The sequence below is a fragment of the Chryseobacterium hagamense genome, assembly GCF_007991455.1.
Classification (GTDB): Bacteria; Bacteroidota; Bacteroidia; order Flavobacteriales; family Weeksellaceae; genus Chryseobacterium; species Chryseobacterium hagamense.
Genome location: NZ_BJYJ01000019.1, coordinates 43865 through 64056 on the forward strand (window position 1 = coordinate 43865; position 20192 = coordinate 64056).

Sequence of the window (20192 nt, forward strand, 5' to 3'; positions counted from 1 at the left end):
GACTATCATACGTTGAGGTCTCGTTTTAAAATTTTGTTTGATATCCACAGATGATGATGAAAAAGATCCTGTTCAATATAACAGACAAAATAAAAAATTAATGAACCCAAAACATCGCCTCTTCACCCTTTGTCTTTTCATAAGCGGATTTTCCTTTGCCCAGAAAGGCGGGAAAAACAAGCTTTGGTACAACGGGCCCGCTGTCCAGTGGGTGGAAGCACTGCCTGTCGGAAACGGGAGGCTGGCAGCAATGGTTTACGGGGATCCTTCCAAGGAAAAGCTTCAGCTTAACGAAAGCAGCTTCTGGTCCGGTGGTCCCTCCCGGAACGATAATCCGGACGGTCCTAAAGTCCTGGACTCCATCAGATATTACCTTTTTAACGGAAATTATAAACGGGCACAGGTTCTTGCGGATCAGGGTTTAACCGCCAAAACCCTTCACGGTTCGGCGTATCAAAACATCGGCAATTTAACCCTGGATTTTACTGATCTTAAAGACGTCAAAAATTACTACAGGGAACTGGATATTGAAAAAGCGGTGGTCACCACCACATTTACTTCAAATGGAATTACCTTCAGAAGAGAAGTTTTTGCTTCAATTCCTGATCAGGTTATAGTTATTAAACTCAGTTCGGATAAAAAGAACGCTCTCAGTTTTACGGCTAATTTCAACAGCGAACTGAAAAAGAACAGTAAAGCCATCGATACCTATACTTTTCAGATGAATGGCTTATCTTCTACTTTGGATGGCGTTCAGGGACAGGTGAAATTCAACGCGCTGGCAAAAGTTATCAGCAAAGGCGGGAAAACCAAAATTGCAGGAAGCGGAATTTCGGTAAATGGTGCCGATGAAGTACTGATCCTGGTTTCAATGGCTACCAATTTCACCGATTATAAAACACTGAATACTGACGAAATTCAGAAGAGTAGTAAATTTATTGAATCCGCACAAAATAAATCCTTTAAAACTTTACTTAAAAATCACCTTACAGCCTACCGGAAATATTTCAAAAGAGTTGATTTCAACTTAGGAACTTCCGAAGCGGCAAAAAATCCAACCGATGTCCGGATTAAAAATTTTGCGACCGGCTACGATCCTGAACTCATTTCTCTGTATTATCAGTTCGGACGCTATCTCCTGATTTCTTCTTCACAACCCGGCGGTCAGCCGGCCAATCTTCAGGGAATCTGGAACAACTCCGACAGACCGGCCTGGGACAGCAAATACACCATCAACATCAACACGGAAATGAACTACTGGCCGGCGGAAAAAACCGGACTTCCGGAAATGCACGAACCGTTGATCCGAATGGTAAAAGACCTGAGCGAATCCGGAAAGCAAACGGCCCGTACTCTGTACAACAGCCGCGGCTGGGTCGCCCATCACAACACCGATATCTGGAGAATCTCCGGAGTGGTGGATTTCGCCAATGCCGGAATGTGGCCGATGGGCGGAGCCTGGCTTTCCCAGCACCTTTGGGAGAGATACCTGTACAGCGGGGATCTGGATGACCTGAGATCGGTTTATCCGGTATTGAAATCAGCGGTACAGTTCTATGAAGATTTTCTTATTGAAGAACCGGTGCATCACTGGCTCGTCGTAACCCCGTCGATATCTCCCGAAAACATTCCGCAGGGACATCAGGGAAGTGCACTCGCCGCCGGAAATACGATGGATAACCAATTGATGTTCGACCTCTTTACCAAAACCAAAAAAGCAGCAGAGATTCTTCACCTTGACTCAGATAAAATTCCGGTTTGGAATACCATTATTTCAAAACTACCGCCGATGCAGATTGGGCGTTACGGCCAGCTGCAGGAATGGATGGGCGATTGGGACGATCCGAAAGATAACCACCGGCATGTTTCCCATCTGTATGGTCTGTTTCCTTCGAACCAGATCAATCCGTTCAACACACCGGAACTGACGGAAGCTGCCAGAATCGTTCTGCTTCATCGCGGTGATGTTTCTACCGGCTGGTCAATGGGCTGGAAAGTCAACCTCTGGGCTAAACTGCTTGATGGAAATCATGCCAACAAATTAATCAAAGACCAGTTGATCTTGGTAGAAAAAGACGGCTGGGGAAGCAAAGGCGGAACTTATCCGAATCTGTTTGATGCCCATCCGCCATTTCAGATCGACGGAAACTTCGGCTGCACTTCGGGAATCACCGAAATGCTTTTGCAAACGCAGAACGGTTTTATCGACATTCTTCCCGCCCTTCCTGACGAATGGAAAAACGGAAATATTTCCGGATTAAAAGCGTACGGCGGTTTTGAAATCGATATCGTTTGGGAAAATAATAAAGCGAAAGAAATTTCCATACGATCAACCTTACGCGGAAACTGCAGAATCAGGATTCCAAACGAAATGGAATTAAAAGGAAAAACAAAACTCAAAAAAGCGAAAGGCAAAAACCCGAATCCCTTTTTTGAAACGCCGGAAATAAAAAGACCGTTGATCTCAAAAGAGGCAAAACTCAATCCCGTTGAAATTAAAAACGAATTCATCTACGATTTCCCAACGGAAGCCGGAAAAATTTATAAATTAAAAATGAAATAATTAATAGGAACGGGCTTTAGATCATTCATAAAAGATAAATGCAGGAATTAGCCCTAACCAAATTTAAAATGATAATAATCGAAGTCCCGAAGGGACGGCTAATGTAGGATAGGATGAAATCCTATTGGCGGGATCATTAGAATCCTGAAAGGGTTGAACAAAAATAGCCACAGGTGAAACCTGTGGAAATGAATAAAACAATCACGAACCCTGAAAGGGTGCAACAATTATAACAACAGGTACGACTTGGGTAAAAACAACGAACCCTGTTCAATATTTAAAACAAAAATTAAGAAATTTATATATGAAAAAGAAACCCATGAATCCGAATTTTTTAAAGAACAAATTCACCTTGCTGACGGCAGCAGCGTTCTTAAGCGTAAGCAACATTTCCGCTCAGACCTTTTCCGATTTCAACTACCGTGGAAACGACAAGATATACAATGACAATCCGCTGAAACCGGACGAATTCTACTCGCCGATCCTGCAGGGATGTTATCCGGACCCGAGCATCACCAAAAAAGGGGACGACTATTACCTGGTGAATTCCTCATTCTCCATGTTTCCGGGAGTTCCGATCTTCACCTCAAAGGATATGGTCAACTGGAAGCAGGTAGGCCACGTGTTGGACAGACCGTCACAGCTGAAAGTGGAAAAAGGCGGAGTTTCCCAGGGAATTTACGCACCGGACATCAAATACAACAAATACAACGATACGTTTTATATGATCACCACACAGATTGCGGGTGGAGTAGGAAACATGGTTGTAAAAACCAAAGATCCGGCTAAAGGCTGGAGCGAAGTCCAGAAGCTGAATTTTGACGGGATCGATCCGGCGATCTTCTTTGATGATGACGGAAAAGCCTACATTGTTCACAATGATGCGCCGCCAAAGGGAACCGAGCAGTATCAGGGTCATCGCGTCATCAAAATGTGGGATTACGATCTGGAGAAAGACCAGGTGGTAGCAGGATCCGACAGAATTATTGTTAATGCCGGGGTGGATATCACCCAGAAACCGATCTGGATCGAAGGGCCTCATTTATACAAATACAAAGGGAAATATTACCTGATGTGCGCGGAAGGCGGAACCGGCGGATGGCACAGCGAAGTGATCTTCATGGCCGATTCTCCGAAAGGACCGTTTGTTCCGGCGAAGAACAACCCGATCCTTACCCAGCGTTATTTCCCGAAAGACCGCAAGGAAAAAGTGGACTGGGCAGGCCATGCCGATCTGGTGGAAGGCCCGAACGGACAATGGTACGGCGTATTCCTGGCCATTCGTCCGAATGTCAACAACCGCGTGAATAAAGGCCGTGAAACCTTCCTGCTCCCGGTGGACTGGAGCGGAACCTATCCGGTATTCCAGAACGGACTGGTACCAATGAAGCCGAAATTGAAGTTACCTGAAGGAACCCAAAACCTGACAGGGCAAAACGGTTTCTTCCCGAACGGAAACTTTACCTACAATGATAAACTGACTGATAAAAACCTGGATTTCCGTTGGATCGCAATGCGCGGGCCGCGTGAAAACTTCATTACCGCAACTAAAAACGGGGTAAAAGTAAATCCGATGGACACGAATATCAAAGCTTTGGCTCCGGTGTCCGCTCTTTTCCACAGGCTGCAGCATGAGGATTTCGAAACGTCCGTAACTCTGGATTTCAAACCGAAGTCTGAAAAAGAATTGGCCGGAATCACCTGCTACCAAAGCGAAAGATTCAACTATGTGTTCGGAATTACCAAAAAAGACAAAGACTATTACATCGTACTAGAAAGAACCGAAAAAGGAACATCCAGGCTGGTGGCCAGCGAGAAAATTTCATTGTCAAAAACCATGAAACTTCAGGTGATGGGCGAAAATGATAACCTGAGCTTCAACTACGCATCGGATGGTAAAAATTTCAAAAACCTGGGCGGACCGGTTTCCGGAGATATTTTGTCTACCGATGTGGCAGGCGGTTTCACCGGAAGCTTGATCGGTCTGTACAGCACGTCATCTAACGATATTGTACCGAATTAATCTGGCTCTATATCAATAGGAACGGGCTTTAGCCCGTTTTCAAAAAGAACAGTGCATTCGGCTTCAGCCAAAACTTAAAAAGGTTCAGCTGGATGATAAAGCCATAGGTAGTTGTTAATCTAAAATGTTGAAAATAGTATTGCTTTGCTGAGTTTACGCCTTTGCGAACCTAAAAGCAGTTGGTAGTTAAAAAATCTTTGCGGGCATTGCGTTTAAATAAAAATTTCAAATCTTGAATATTAAAAAATCATTTTATATAGTTTCTTTTTTGGGGTTTATCGGGCTGAATCCAATCTCAGCCCAGGTAAATCCTTCTCAGAAAGCAACGACGGCATTTACCAATCCCATCATCTGGGCGGATGCCCCGGATTTATCCATTACCCGGAACGGTGACGATTTCTATCTCATCAGCACCACGATGCACCTCATGCCGGGGGCGCCGGTGATGCATTCCAGAGACCTGGTGCACTGGGAAATGGCAAGTTATGTTTTTAACACATTAAATGATAATTCAAAATACGACCTGCTGAACGGAACGATCTACGGGCGCGGGCAGTGGGCCTCTTCCATCCGGTATCACAAAGGACAATATTATGTTCTGTTTTCCCCGAATGACGAACCGTTCAAATCGTATTTTTACGTTACCGACAATCCTGAACAAGCCAAATGGAAACTCATCACCAGAACCAGGCATTTTCATGATGCTTCGTTGTTTTTTGACGATGACGACCGGGTCTATGTGTTTACTTCCAATAAAGTTTTTGAGCTGAGTCCGGATTTTAAAACCGTGATCGGCAATCCCGAAGGCACGGAGATTTTTCAGAAAGATGCTTCTGAAACCGGATTGCTGGAAGGCAACCAGATCATCAAAAAAGACCGGAAATATTACATGATGATGATCTCCTGGCCGAAAGGCGGAAAACGCAGGCAGGTGGTGTACCGGGCTGATAAAGTAAACGGGCCTTACGAAAAGAAAGTCGTTCTCGAAGATAATTTCCTCGGATTTTCCTATGCCGGACAAGGGGCACTGATTGATGATAAAAACGGGAATTGGTATTCCGTTATTTTCCAGGACAGGAACGGGGTAGGACGGGTTCCTGTTTTACTTCCCGTGAAATGGGAAAACGGCTGGCCGGTGCTGGGCGATAATGGAAAAGTGCCATTGACCGGACAGGTTCCTATGCCACCGTTCAAGCCGAAGAACCATCTGGTAGAAAGCGACGAATTTTCGGATAGAAAAATGAAAATCCAGTGGCAGTGGAACCATAATCCCGTTAATTCCGCCTGGTCCTTGTCCGAAAGAAAAGGGTTTTTAAGATTGAAAACCAGCAGGGTAGTGGATAACCTGTACCTTGCTCCGAACACATTGACTCAAAGAATGGAAGGCCCGGAATCCAGCGGCATCGTCGCCTTGGATGTGAAAGGAATGAAAGACGGTGATGTGGCAGGTTTTAGCGCATTCAACGGGGATTCCGGGATCCTGTCTGTCGTCATGGAAGGCGGCAAGAAGTACGTGGTGTTTTCAACCGATGAAGTCAGTTTAGACAATAAAACCAAGGCAGTGACCGGCGTTAAAAAAGAAGAGAAAAAACGGATCCCTTTAAACACGGACAAAGTCTACTTTAAAATTGATGCCGATTTCAATCTCGGAAAAGACTCAGCGGACTTCTACTATAGTACCGATCAGAAAAACTGGACGGAAATGGCAAAAGGCTATAAAATGATTTTCGATTACCGCCGATTTTTTATGGGTTCCAAGTTTGCGGTTTTCAATTATGCCACCAAAAACTTAGGAGGCTTTGTGGATGTGGATTTTTTCAGGGTGAAAACAGATGTAAAATAAAAACTGAATGACCGGAAAACTTTAAATGCTAAAGTTAAGCTAACAGGAACATGACAAGCCCTGAAAGAGCGGCTCAGATCAGCATTGGGTGTTAGCCCTATGACAAAAATGCATAACGGAAAAACCGAGTCCTGAAGGGGCGACATCAATAAAAAGCAAAGAGAAATTCAATAAATCAACAGTGAAAAAATAAATCCTTGCCGGTCTTATTTTTTTGCCTAAATTAATAAGTGTAAAAATTACAAATAAAAACCAATGAAAATTACATCTCTACTCATCATAGGCACATTTCTGACAGCGGTACCGGTAACCGCACAGAACACCCAAAGGCAGGCTCCTGCGGGATTCGATGTGGCCAATGCCGGTATTCCGCATGGCAAGATAGATTCTATCCAGTACCCTTCAAAAACGGTAGGCGTTAGCCGGAAAGCACTGATCTACATGCCGCCGGGCTTTAAAAAGGGGACCAAATATCCGGTATTGTATCTGCTTCACGGTATTGGCGGAGACGAAAAAGAATGGTATAAAAACGGTACGCCGCAGATTATCCTCGATAACCTGTATGCGCAGGGAAAACTGACGCCGATGATTGTCGTGCTGCCGAACGGCAGGGCTATGAAGGACGACCGGGCAACCGGCAACATCATGGCCAAAGACAAAGTTGAAGCGTTCGCTAACTTTGAAAAAGACCTGCTGAACGATCTGATCCCTTATGTGGAAAAGAAACTGCCGGTAAAAAAAAACCGGGAGAACCGGGCCATTGCCGGACTTTCAATGGGTGGCGGACAGACCCTGAACTTCGGGCTTGGGAATATCGACAGATTTGCATGGATAGGCGGCTTTTCATCTGCTCCCAATACCAGGGAGCCGCAGAAGCTGCTTCCGGATCCTTCCAAAGCGAAAGATTTAAAACTGTTGTGGATTTCATGTGGTGATGCCGACGGACTGATGCCATTTAGTAAAAGGACCCACGATTACCTGGCGCAAAATAAAATTCCGCACATTTTCTACATCGAACCGGGAGGCCACGACTTTAAAGTATGGAAAAATGATCTGTATATTTTCTCACAGCTCATTTTCAAGCCGGTTGACAAAAGCACTTTCTCAGATTTTACCGTATTGGGTCTTCCCGCAGAATCCAACATCAGAAACGCACAGTATCCGCAGATCATGCCTAACGGAAAAGCCATCTTCAGGGTGAAAGCACCGGAAGCGCAGAAAGTGCAGATCGACCTTGGAAAAAAATACGATTTGACCAAGGACTCGGACGGCATCTGGAAGACGACCACCGATTCTTTAAGCGAAGGTTTCCATTACTATTCGATGGTGATCGACAATGTACCGGTAGCAGACCCTTCCAGCAAATCCTTTTACGGGATGGGCCGATATGCCAGCGGGATCGAGGTGCCGTTTGCAGGTGATGGCTATTACGCTATAAAAGACGTTCCTCACGGAGACCTTAGAATACAGAATATGTTCTCGAAAGTGACCAATTCCTGGAGAAGGGTGTTCATTTACACTCCCCCGGGATATGATAAAAATACAAATGAATCTTATCCGGTGCTGTACATCCTTCACGGTGGTGGCGAAGATGAAAGCGGATGGGCCATGCAGGGGAAAACAAACCTGATTATGGATAACCTCATTGCCGAAGGCAAAGCCAAACCGATGATCGTTGTTATGCCTGATGCCAACATCGGGCCTGCAGGATTCGGAAGTTTCGGCGACAGGAACCTTCAGCTTTTTGACAAAGAAATGAAAGAATCTGTTATCCCTTTTGCCGAAACAAATTTCAGGGTTAAGAAAGATGCGGCTAACCGGGCATTGGCCGGATTGTCGATGGGCGGGATCTACACGCTGCACACCGGTGTTCAGAACTACAACCTATTTTCGTCACTGGGGGTTTTCAGCTCAGGATGGATCCTGCCCTCGCTTCAGGAAACGGCAGACAGGGAATACCGGTTTATGACCGATAACAAATCGCAGATCAATTCCAGCATTAAAAATTTCTGGATTTCCATGGGCGGAAAAGAAGATATCGCTTACAAAAACGGTCAGGTAATGATGAAAAAACTGGATGAGCTGGGAATAAAATACACCTACTCCGAATATCCGGGCGGCCACACCTGGCCGGTTTGGAGAAACAACCTGTACAATTTTGCGCAGTTGCTTTTCAGATAACAGTATAAAAATCAATATTTCCTTGAATTTATAATTAAATAAGAGATTCATATCAAATAATACATAGACTTCACAGAAAACAGATAATACGGCAAGTCTGTAATACTACTCAAAAAAACACCACTGGTCATTTGCAGCATTCTGCAGCGGACAGCTTTGAAATTTGATGAAAAAAAGAGATCTGAACCTGATTTCAACTCCTCTTATGTCATGAAATACAAAGATATCAACCTCAAAAAAGCAACCGTCACCGTAATGATGATTACGGCGGGCTGGTACCAATCTGTCTACGCACAGGCCTACGTTAAAAACGATTCGGGGCTGAGCTTTACCGCTGGTCATATGGACGTAAAAGTCATGTTTTACGGACCGGATATCATCCGGGTGGTGAAATACCCTGCCGGTAAGCCATTTGAAAAAAATAGCCTGGCAGTTATTAAAAAAGAACAGAAAACCCGCTTTTCGGTGTCGGAAAAGGGAGGTTTTATAGTAGTAAAATCAAATGCTTTACAGCTCTCCATTGATGTTAAAACAGGAAAAATAACATACCGGTCAACCTCAGGACAGGAGCTTCTGAAAGAGACAGACGCTGATTTTAAACCATTTAATGATGCCGGGAATCAAACGCTTTCCGTAACACAAACTTTTCAGCTGGAAAAAGAAGAACCTATCTACGGCCTTGGAATTTTACAGAACGGAAAATTGTCCCAGCGGAATACGGATGTCAGAATGGTTCAGAACAACACCTGGGATTTCATCCCGTTTTTTCAGTCGGTAAAAGGATATGGGATCTACTGGGATAATGAATCGCCGACCCAATTTACAGACCGTCCTCAGAAAACCTCTTTCTCTTCCGAAGTCGGGGAAGGAATCGATTATTATTTTATCTATGGGAAGAATGCCGACGGTGTGGTGGCCGGAATGCGGAATCTTACCGGAAATGTACCGATGCTTCCTTTGTGGACGTATGGCTACTGGCAGAGCAAGGAACGGTATAAAAGCCAGGATGAGCTGACGGAAGTGGTTAAAAAGTACCGGGACCTGAAAGTTCCTTTGGACGGCATCATCCAGGACTGGCAGTATTGGGGGAACAATTACCAGTGGAATGCCATGGATTTCATCAGTCCCGATTTTCCCGATGCCAGAAAGATGATCCGGGAGATCCACGACAGGAATGCGCACCTTGCCGTTTCCATCTGGTCGTCCTTCGGGCCGATGACCAATCCTTACCGTGAGATGGACCAGAAAGGAATGCTGTTCAACTTCAAGACCTGGCCGGAGTCGGGTAGGGAAGTCTGGCCTCCGGATATGAATTATCCTTCCGGGGTCCGCGTGTACGATGCCTACAACCCTGAAGCCAGGGATATTTACTGGAAATACCTGAACAAGGGCGTCTTCAGCCTCGGAGTAGATTCCTGGTGGATGGATTCTACCGAACCGGATCACCTCAGCCAGAAGCCGGAAGATCTGGATACCAGAACCTATCTCGGCTCATTCCGGAAAGTAAGGAACGCCTATCCGTTAATGACGGTAGGCGGGGTCTATGATCACCAGCGTCAAACAACCAGTGATAAGAGGGTTTTTATTCTCACCCGATCAGCATTTGCCGGCCAGCAGAGATACGCGGCCAATACCTGGTCGGGCGATATCAATTCTTCATGGGAAAACCTGCGCAATCAGGTTCCTGCAGGACTGAATTTCAGCCTGACGGGAAATCCGAATTTCAATTCCGATATCGGCGGCTTCTTTGCCGGGGTTTATAAAAGAAACGGCGGTGCACAAAACAAAATGTTCCAGGAATTGTACGTCCGTTGGCTTCAATACGGGACCTTTACCCCGATGATGCGTTCCCACGGAACCGATGTGCCGAGAGAAATTTACCAGTTCGGGCAAAAGGGCGAAGTGGTGTATGATGCGATAGAAAAATTTATCCGATTGCGTTACGCGATGCTTCCTTATATCTATTCCGTTTCCCGTGACGTTTCCCAAAACAACTCGAGCTTTCTGAGGGCATTGCCGATGGATTTCCCGTCAGATAAAAAGACATGGGATATTAACAGTGAATACCTCTTCGGTAAATCTTTCCTCGTCGCTCCTGTTCTGAATCCCCAGTATACCCCTGAAAAAATCGTGAAAACTGATGAAAATCAGGGCTGGGATAAAAAAGAGGAAAGCAGAGAAAATCCCGTTGCCAATGTAGATTTTACCCAACCGAAAACAATGAAGGTCTACCTTCCGGCCGGAGCCGGATGGTTTGACTTCTGGACCAATGAAAAGCACAGAGGCGGTCAGGAAATTCAAAAGACCGTCAATATCCAAAACATTCCTTTGTATGTAAAAGCGGGCAGCATTATTCCGTTCGGGCCCGATGTACAGTATGCCACGGAGAAAAAATGGGACAACCTTACCGTAAAAATCTATCCTGGAACGGATGCGGATTTTGTTCTGTACGAAGATGAATTCGACAATTACAACTATGAAAAAGGAGCCTTTGCCGAAATCCCTTTTCACTGGAATGAAAAATCAAAGACACTTACCGTTGAAGCAAGGAAAGGCCAATTTAACGGGATGATTGAAAAAAGAAATTTCAGTTTAATTCTTCCGGACGGCCAGCAGAAAACCGTGGTTTATTTGGGGAAAAAGATCAGCGTAAGTTTTAAATCATCTTAAAGTATAACAATGAAATTTTTAAGTTTAACCATAATATTCGGATGCTTTCAGGCCGCATTTGCCCAGAATCCCATCATCCAGACCAAGTTTACCGCCGACCCTGCACCGATGGTATACAAAGACACGGTTTATCTTTATACGAGCCATGACGAAGACGATGCTTTCGGGTTCAAGATGAAAGACTGGTTGCTGTACACTTCCACCGATATGGTCAACTGGACCGATCACGGGGTAGTGGCTTCCCTCAAAGATTTCAAATGGGTGAATACCGACAACGGGGCCTGGGCACCTCAGGTCATCGAAAGAAACGGCAAATTTTACATGTACTGCCCGATGCCTAACAATATGGGAATTGGTGTCCTGGTGGCAGATAGTCCGTACGGCCCTTTTACAGATCCCATAGGAAAACCGCTGGTCAAAAATTCTCTGGATGACATTGATCCTACCGTTTTTATTGACGACGACGGACAGGCTTACCTTTACTGGGGAAACCCGAACCTCTGGTATGCGAAGCTGAACGAAGATATGGTTTCACTCGCCGGGCCCATTACCAAAGATCCTTCGTTTGCCAAGGTAAAAGATGCACCTGATCCTTTCCGTTACCAGGAAGGCCCGTGGGCATGGAAGAAAAACGGGATTTATTACATGGCCTATGCTTCCAGATGCTGTCCTGAAGGAATCGGATATGCGATGGCGAAATCGCCGGTCGGCCCGTGGAAATATGGCGGTGTGATCATGGACGGCGATCAGCGGTCCAGTGGAAACCACCCCGGGATCATCGATTTTAAAGGGAAATCCTATGTTTTCGGGTTCAACCACATGCTCAGGATGCAGACCATGAGCAAACATTACGAACGCCGGTCCGTCAGTGTCACTGAACTTACCTATAATGCAGACGGTTCGATCCGGAAACTTCCTTTCTGGACAGCGGACGGCGCAAAGAGAGTGGGGACCCTTAATCCTTATCAAAAAGTCGAGGCCGAAACCATGGCCTACAGCGAAGGCGTGAAAACCGAAATGGTGACGGAGTGGGAGCGCAATCAGCCGTATAACCGCGGTAAGAAAATCACCGATCGTATCATTGTCACTTCTATAAATCAGGGAGATTACATCAAAGTACAGGGCGTTGATTTTTCAAAGGGAATTAAATCTCTGGATGTGAATGCCGCTTCCCTTTACGGCGGAAAAATAGAAGTGCGAACCGATGCGCCGGACGGGCTTTTGCTGGGCACCGTCCAGGTTACCGGAAAAGGTGAGGGCGATCTTTACAAGACCGTTACTGCCCCAATGAAAAACAGTAAAGGCATTCACGATCTCTATTTTATTTTCAAGGGAGAGAAAGACCTTTTCTATTTCGACTGGTGGAAATTTAACGAAATGAATTAAATCATGCTAAAGAATAAAATACACATACTTTCCATAGCCTTCTTACTGGCAGGTCAGATATCCAAAGCCCAATCCGCCGTATGGCTGGACAAACTTGACCTGAGTGTTGCCACACAGGGGAACGGCAAACCCGGGATCAATACTTCCGTAGACGGTAAAAAACTTACGATTGCCGGCAAAACCTTCGACCGGGGCTTCGGAACTCATGCCGAAAGCTCTTTACTGATTAAATTAAATGGAAAAGCCACAAAGTTCTCGGCATTGGTCGGGCTGGATGATGAAATGAAAGGCCATGAGCCCGCTGTGGAATTCGAGATTTACGGCGACAACAAAAAGGTTTGGTCCAGCGGAATCATGCACCTCGGAGACCAGGCAAAGCCGGTTTCGGTTTCCTTAAAAGGGATTAAACAGCTGGAACTGGTGGTGACGGACGGCGGTAACGGACCCTATTACGATCATGCCGACTGGGTGGATGCCCGCTTTGAAACTACCGGTGTTTCTACTTTGGAAACCTTCAACCCGATCGCTTCGGAGCCTTATATTTTAACCCCGAGACCTGCAGCAGTACCGAAAATCAATTCCGCAGGAATCTACGGCGTCCGTCCCGGTTCGGCCTTCCTGTTCAGGATTCCGGCAACAGGAGAACGTCCGATGGCTTTTGCAGCGAAAAACCTTCCTAAAGGTTTAACAATAGATTCTCAAACCGGAATCATTACCGGAAAAATAGATACGAAAGGAACCTACGAAGTCCTTTTATCAGCTAAAAATGCTAAAGGCTCAGTTTCAAAAAAATTAAGAATAGAAAGCGGGGACAAAATAGCTTTGACACCAACCATGGGCTGGAACAGCTGGAACTGTTTCGGGCACGAAGTATCAGCCGACAAAGTGAAGCGGGCCGCGGACGCTCTCGTGAGATCCGGCCTTGTTAACCACGGCTGGAACTACATCAACATCGATGATTCATGGCAGTACAACCGGGACGGGAAAGACCCGTCTTTCAAAGGGCAGTTCCGGGATAAGGACGGCTATATTTTAACCAACTCCAAATTTCCGGATATGAAAAACCTGGGCGATTACATTCATGCCAACGGACTGAAAATGGGGATCTATTCCTCTCCGGGACCCTGGACCTGCGGCGGATGTGCCGGAAGCTACGGCTACGAAAAGCAGGATGCCGAAAGCTACGCCAGATGGGGCGTCGATTACCTGAAATACGACTGGTGCAGCTACGGCGGCGTAATCGACGGCCTGCCGGATAACGACCCAAGCAAAGTTCCTTCACTGGCATTCAACGGCGGCGGCGATCTGGATAAAGGGGTAAAGCCATTTAAACTGATGGGCGACCTGCTCTACGGACAGCCGAGGGATATTGTCTACAACCTCTGCCAGTATGGGATGGGCGATGTCTGGAAATGGGGTGATGAAACCCATGCCCAATCCTGGCGCACCACCAACGATATTACCGATACCTGGGCCAGCGTAAAAAGTATTGCGCTTGCGCAGGATAAAGCCGCTCTGTACGCAAAACCCGGCAACCGGAATGATCCGGATATGCTGGTCGTAGGCGTGGTCGGCTGGGGAAATCCGCACCAGAGCAAGCTGAAACCCGATGAACAGTATCTCCACATCAGTCTTTGGAGCATCTTTTCCGCCCCTCTGCTCATCGGTTGCGACCTTGAAAAGCTGGATGATTTTACCTTAAACCTTCTGACAAACGATGAGGTAATTGCCGTCAATCAGGATGCTCTGGGAAAACAGGGTATTTGTTTAAACACCATCGGTGAGCTGAAGATCTATGTAAAAGACCTTGAAGACGGTGGAAAAGCAGTGGCCTTTGCCAATTTCGGAAGGGAAAAGGCAAAACTTTCTTACAAAGACTTTAAAAAGCTGGGTATCTCCGGCCAACAGACCGTAAGGGATCTCTGGAGACAGAAAGACCTGGCCGGAATTGATGTTGCTGTCCAAAGCCTGCCGCTGGATATTCCCGCTCATGGGGTTGCTTACTATAAATTGAGTCCATTAAAATAATAACCGGTTATGATTCAAAAACGATTAAAATATATTACCTTATCTTTTCTTTTGGCAGGATTTACGATCTCTGCACAGAACCCCGTGATCCAGACGCATTTCACACCCGATCCGGCACCGATGGTTTACAAAGGCAGGATGTACCTGTACACCGGAGACGATCAGCCAGGATTCGATTTTTATACGATGACCAAATGGCACGTGTATTCGTCGGACGATATGGCGAACTGGACCGATCACGGATCTCCTATTTCACTCGAATCGTTCAGTTGGGCGAGAGACCGGGCGTGGGCCGCACAATGTGTGGAGCGCAACGGCAAATTCTACTGGTACATCTGCGCACAGACGGTGGACAACAATATGGCGATCGGGGTAGCCGTTTCGGACAGCCCGACCGGCCCTTTCAAAGATGCTCTGGGAAAACCTTTGGTCACTACAGGAACCTGGGACAACATCGATCCGACGGCTTTTGTGGATGACGACGGACAGGCCTATCTGTATTGGGGAAACAGCAAATTGTTTTATGTTAAACTGAATAAAGACATGACTACTTATAACGGTCCCATAACGGAAGTCCCGCAGTCGGTAGAATCTTTCGGAGGAATGCGGCGGCCCGGAAAAAGTGATGAAGTCCTTCAGAAACAGGAAAAGTTCGATGATGTTTATGTGGAAGGGCCGTGGTTCTACAAACGGAGTAGGCAGTATTACATGATGTACGCCGGAATGACCAACAGGACGGAATGCCTGTCCTACGCAACAAGCAATTCGCCTACAGGACCATGGAAATACCGTGGAAAAATCATGACCGATCAGCCGACCAACAGCTTTACCAACCACGGTGGCATCATCGATTACAAAGGAAAATCGTACCTGTTTTACCATAACGCTCTATTGCCGAACGGCGGAAGCTACGGGCGGGCAACGGCGATCGAAGAATTTAAATACAATGCCGACGGCAGCATCCCGAGAATTGCCATTACCAAAGAAGGGGTAAATCCTGTAGGAACCTTGAATCCTTACCTGAAAAACGAAGCCGAAACCATGGCGTGGTCGGAAAAATGCAGCACTTCCGAAAATAATAAAACCGGCGTTTACGTTTCCGATATCCGGACCGGGGGCTACATTAAAGTCCGGGCGGTAGATTTCGGAACAAAAGGACCAACCGCATTTTCAGCTTCCGTAGCCGCAGGAATCGACGGCGGGATCCTGGAAGTTCATCTGGATGATGTAAAAGGGACTCAAATTGCCCGGATCGAAATCCCGAGAACCGGCGGTTGGGAAGACTTTAAAACCATAACTTCAACTGTATCAGAATCCGTTTCCGGTGTCCATGATGTCTATTTTGTCTTTCAGGGAAAAAATATCACCGCCGGACGAAAGCTCTTTAACTTCGATTCCTGGAGTTTTCAGAAAAAATAAATGAAACGTCTGAATTTGATCAACAAAAGTTTTAACACATGAGATTTGATTTTTATGCGTTGCGAGTATTTTAGATCATAGAAGAAGAAAATCAAAGATTTTCATTGATGCAATCAAAAGATGACCTGAACCCATAAAGAAAAATTTAACCACAAACCGAAGGTTCGACGAAGTCAAAAGTCACAAAAGATATTGATACCGCTTATTAAAGTTTAATGTAATTAACGCCAGATAAGCTCATAAAAGCTTTAAAAATCTAAGATTTTTAATCTCACATATCCTAATATGCAATACTTAAAACTAATAAATCTAATGTACCTCACGTGTTAAAAATTAAATGCAATGTGTTAAATACCAAAGGAATAAAAATTCCCTCCCATGGAGGGGTGGCGAAAATTCAAAGAATTTTTGACGGGGTGGTTTACACAAAGCCAAAACGAGAATATTTAGCCACAAACCGAAGGTTTGACGAAGTCAAAAGCCACAAAAGATATTGATACTGCTTATTAAAGTTAAATGGAATACGTAAGATAAGTACACAAAAACTTTAATCTTATGTGATCTAAAAATATGCGGGCTTCATCTCCGCTCAGCTACCAGAAGAATGAATCTCGTGTGCCTCATATGTTAAAGCTTCAAGTTCTGTTTAGGATGTATATGCTCTTATAAGCTTCAGCGGCTTTGTGAAACCGAATATATGCAATTTTTAAAATAAAACTTTGTGCCCTTAGTGTTCAAAAAACAATGAAATAGAAAATATGAAAAAGACCCTGCAATCCATACTCTGCCTCTTTCTGCTGGGATGTTCGGCAGAATTAATTGCCCAGAATCCCATCATCCAGACCAACTATACCGCTGATCCGGCACCGATGGTCTACAACGGCAGGCTGTACGTGTACACCACCCACGATGAAGACGATTCAACATGGTTTACCATGAACGACTGGAAAGTCTATTCCACGGACGACATGGTGAACTGGACCGATCACGGCACCATTCTTTCCTATAATGATTTCGACTGGGCCAAGCGGGATGCCTGGGCGGCACAGTGTGTTGAAAGGAACGGCAAATTTTTCATGTACGTTCCGATGTGGTCTAAGACCAACAATAAAGGTGCAATCGGAGTGGCAGTGGGCGACAGTCCGTACGGGCCGTTTCACGACCCACTGGGAAAACCTTTGGTGCAGAGCGAATGGGGCGATATCGATCCGACCGTTTTCGTGGATGATGACGGTCAGGCCCACATGTACTGGGGAAACCCGAAACTGAAATATGTAAAGCTGAATCAGGATATGATATCCTATTCCGGCGATATTGTGGAAGTTCCGATGACCGCTGAATCTTTCGGGAAAAGGGACGGAAAAGAAAACCCGGAGCGGCCGACCAAATATGAGGAAGGTCCGTGGCTTTACAAAAGGAAAAACCTGTATTACCTCTTCTGGCCGGGCGGTCCGCTTCCTGAGTTCATCGGCTATTCCACCAGTAAAAGTGCGCAGGGACCGTGGAAATACGGCGGGATTGTCATGCCGACCGAAGGGAAATCCTTTACCAACCATCCGGGAGTGATTGATTTCAAAGGCAAAACCTATTTCTTCTATCACAACGGCGCATTGCCCGGCGGAAGCGGGTTTACAAGGTCAGTGAGCATTGAGGAACTTAATTTTAATAAAGACGGTTCCATTTCACCCATTAAAATGACGAATGGAATTACCAAAGCCATTACCTCCGTCAATCCGTATGCCTTCAACCAGGCCGAGACCATTGCCTGGTCGGAAAACGTAAAATCGTATCAGAACAAACAAGCCGGTGTTTTCATTAAGGCTAAAAAAAGCGGCGCTTACACCCGTGTGAAAAATGTAGATTTCGGCAAAAAAGGAGCCGCCGGTTTTACGGCAAGGGTAGGGACTACACACAACAGCGATGTAACGATGGATGTTCGCTCGGACAGCCTTACCGGACCGGTAATCGCTACGGTGAAGGTACCGCTCACCGGAGGCGACGACCGCTGGGAGACCGTGAAGACCCAGCTGAAAGAAAAAATCACCGGTGTTCACGACCTGTATTTTATATTTAACGGAAAAGCAGCAAAGGATGTGATGTTTTTCGATTACTGGACTTTCCTTGAAAATAACTGATTATGAATAAACTTTTTTTTAAATTATCTCTTACCCTCGGTATTCTTTTGGTGCATACGGTGACGGCGCAGGTCGCTGAGGTCTTGAGCCCTGACGGAAAACTGAAACTGAGCGTCTATTCGGAAAACGGAAAGGCACTTTACAACGTAACGTTTCAGGGAAAAACCATGCTGGAAAAATCTCCGTTAGGTTTAACTACGAACGAATCCGATTTTTCTGAAAATTTAAAATTCACTGATAGCAAGAAAGATCTGGTTTCAAAAACCTACACCAATGAAAAGATCAAAAAATCACAGGTGACTTACCATGCGAATACTTTGACCGTTCATTTTACCAATGCCGACCAGTACCAGCTCGGAATAGCCTTCCAGGTCAGCAATAACAATATTGCTTTCCGGTACGATCTCCAGCCGATGAAAGACCGTCTGAGCGCAGTGGTCCAGTCGGAAATCACGGGATACCGGTTTCCTTCGCAGACCACGACTTTTCTGTCTCCGATGATGAAGCCGATGACCGGTTTTGCGAGAACCGCACCGAGCTACGAAAGCGGATATAAAGCCGATGCGGAACTCGGAACAAAAGCGGATTACGGTTACGTGTTTCCGGGGCTGTTTCATATCGGGAACGACGGTTGGATTTTATTGTCCGAAACCGGTGTAAACAGCCTGTACTGCGCTTCCCATCTCGATATGACAGCTGAAAAGAATCTGTACCAGGTCGCGTATCCGGATATGGCGGAGAACAACGGTTTCGGAAGCACCGGCGCAGCCATCTCGCTGCCGGGAACAACACCGTGGAGAACCATTACCATCGGTGAATCGTTGAAGCCGATTGTGGAAACCACCGTTCCCTTCGATGTTGTGGAGCCGATGTATGCGCCTTCGCAAAAATACGGCTTCGGAAAATCGACCTGGAGCTGGATCCTGTGGCAGGACAACAGCATGAATTACGACGACCAGAAGAAATTCATCGACCTGGCCGCGGTTATGAATTACCAGTTCATCCTGATGGATGCGCTTTGGGATAAAAATATAGGCAAAGAACGGATGAGGGAACTCGTTCAGTATGCGCGATCTAAAAATGTAGGCGTTATGCTGTGGTATAATTCCAATGGAGCGGCGAATGATGCACCGATGGGTCCGAGGAATAAAATGAGCTCTGCCATCGAACGTAAAAAAGAAATGAAATGGCTGAAGGAAATCGGCATCAAAGGGCTGAAAGTGGATTTCTTCGGCGGCGACAAGCAGGAAACGATGAGGTTATACGAAGACATCCTTTCCGATGCCAACGATTTCGGTATTACCATCATTTTCCACGGGGCCACTTTACCGAGAGGCTGGGAAGTCATGTACCCGAACTACGCCGGAAGCGAAGCCGTCCTGGCTTCCGAAATGCTGTATTTCTCAGAAGATGTCCGGAAGCAGGAAGCCTTTTTTGCGTCACTCCACCCATTCATCCGGAACACGGTCGGAAGTATGGAATTCGGCGGAACTTTCCTGAACAAGTATTTAACAAAATCCAATAAAGAAAAAAACAAACGCTACACGACAGACGGCTTCCAATTGGCAACGGCGGTATTATTTCAGAACCCGGTTCAGATGTTTGCCGTCATGCCGAATAATCTGGAAGATGCTCCTGGATTCGAGCTGGATTTTATGAAGGAAATCCCGACGTTATGGGACGAGACGGTTTTTATCGACGGTTATCCCGGGAAATATTCCGTGATTGCCAGAAGACATCAGGACCAATGGTATGTTGCCGGCGTGAATGCTGAAAATACGGCTCGGAAACTGACGTTAAAACTTCCGATGCTGGCCGGAAAAAAAGTAAAACTCATCAATGATGATGCAAAAGGGATCACTTCAGAAAAATCCGTTACCATCAGCAAAAACGGGGAATTAAAAATAGAAATCCGGTCAAAAGGCGGATTTGTAATTCATTAAT

At 45.9% G+C, this 20192-nt stretch carries 10 protein-coding genes; all 10 read left to right on the forward strand.

Going from position 1 to position 20192, the window contains the following annotated elements; all coding sequences use genetic code 11:
- Positions 1–100 precede the first annotated feature (100 nt).
- Entirely contained in the window at positions 101–2563 is a 2463-nt protein-coding gene (locus tag CHA01nite_RS14835) for a glycoside hydrolase family 95 protein (protein ID WP_146942731.1), read from the forward strand.
- Between the two features lie 304 nt (positions 2564–2867).
- Positions 2868–4586, forward strand: coding sequence for a glycoside hydrolase family 43 protein (locus CHA01nite_RS14840; RefSeq protein WP_146942733.1), 1719 nt, complete (start codon positions 2868–2870; stop codon positions 4584–4586).
- Positions 4587–4818: 232 nt separating this feature from the next.
- On the forward strand, positions 4819–6429 hold the full coding sequence (locus tag CHA01nite_RS14845) for a glycoside hydrolase family 43 protein (protein ID WP_228458425.1): 1611 nt from the start codon (positions 4819–4821) through the stop codon (positions 6427–6429).
- Between the two features lie 255 nt (positions 6430–6684).
- Positions 6685–8610, forward strand: coding sequence for an alpha/beta hydrolase-fold protein (locus CHA01nite_RS14850; RefSeq protein WP_146942735.1), 1926 nt, complete (start codon positions 6685–6687; stop codon positions 8608–8610).
- 210 nt (positions 8611–8820) lie between these two features.
- Positions 8821–11280 carry a glycoside hydrolase family 31 protein gene (locus CHA01nite_RS14855; protein ID WP_146942737.1) on the forward strand — a complete coding sequence of 820 codons (2460 nt, stop codon included), beginning with the start codon at positions 8821–8823 and terminating at the stop codon, positions 11278–11280.
- 9 nt (positions 11281–11289) lie between these two features.
- Positions 11290–12666, forward strand: coding sequence for a glycoside hydrolase family 43 protein (locus tag CHA01nite_RS14860; protein WP_146942739.1), 1377 nt, complete (start codon positions 11290–11292; stop codon positions 12664–12666).
- Between the two features lie 3 nt (positions 12667–12669).
- Positions 12670–14694, forward strand: coding sequence for an NPCBM/NEW2 domain-containing protein (locus CHA01nite_RS14865; RefSeq protein ID WP_146942741.1), 2025 nt, complete (start codon positions 12670–12672; stop codon positions 14692–14694).
- Between the two features lie 9 nt (positions 14695–14703).
- Positions 14704–16113: a glycoside hydrolase family 43 protein gene (locus CHA01nite_RS14870; RefSeq protein WP_146942743.1), complete on the forward strand. Its 1410-nt coding sequence runs from the start codon at positions 14704–14706 to the stop codon at positions 16111–16113.
- Between the two features lie 758 nt (positions 16114–16871).
- Complete coding sequence (locus CHA01nite_RS14875) at positions 16872–18248, forward strand: glycoside hydrolase family 43 protein (protein WP_146942745.1); 1377 nt, start codon at positions 16872–16874, stop codon at positions 18246–18248.
- Positions 18249–18250: 2 nt separating this feature from the next.
- On the forward strand, positions 18251–20191 hold the full coding sequence (locus CHA01nite_RS14880) for a glycoside hydrolase family 97 protein (protein ID WP_146942747.1): 1941 nt from the start codon (positions 18251–18253) through the stop codon (positions 20189–20191).
- Position 20192 lies beyond the last annotated feature (1 nt).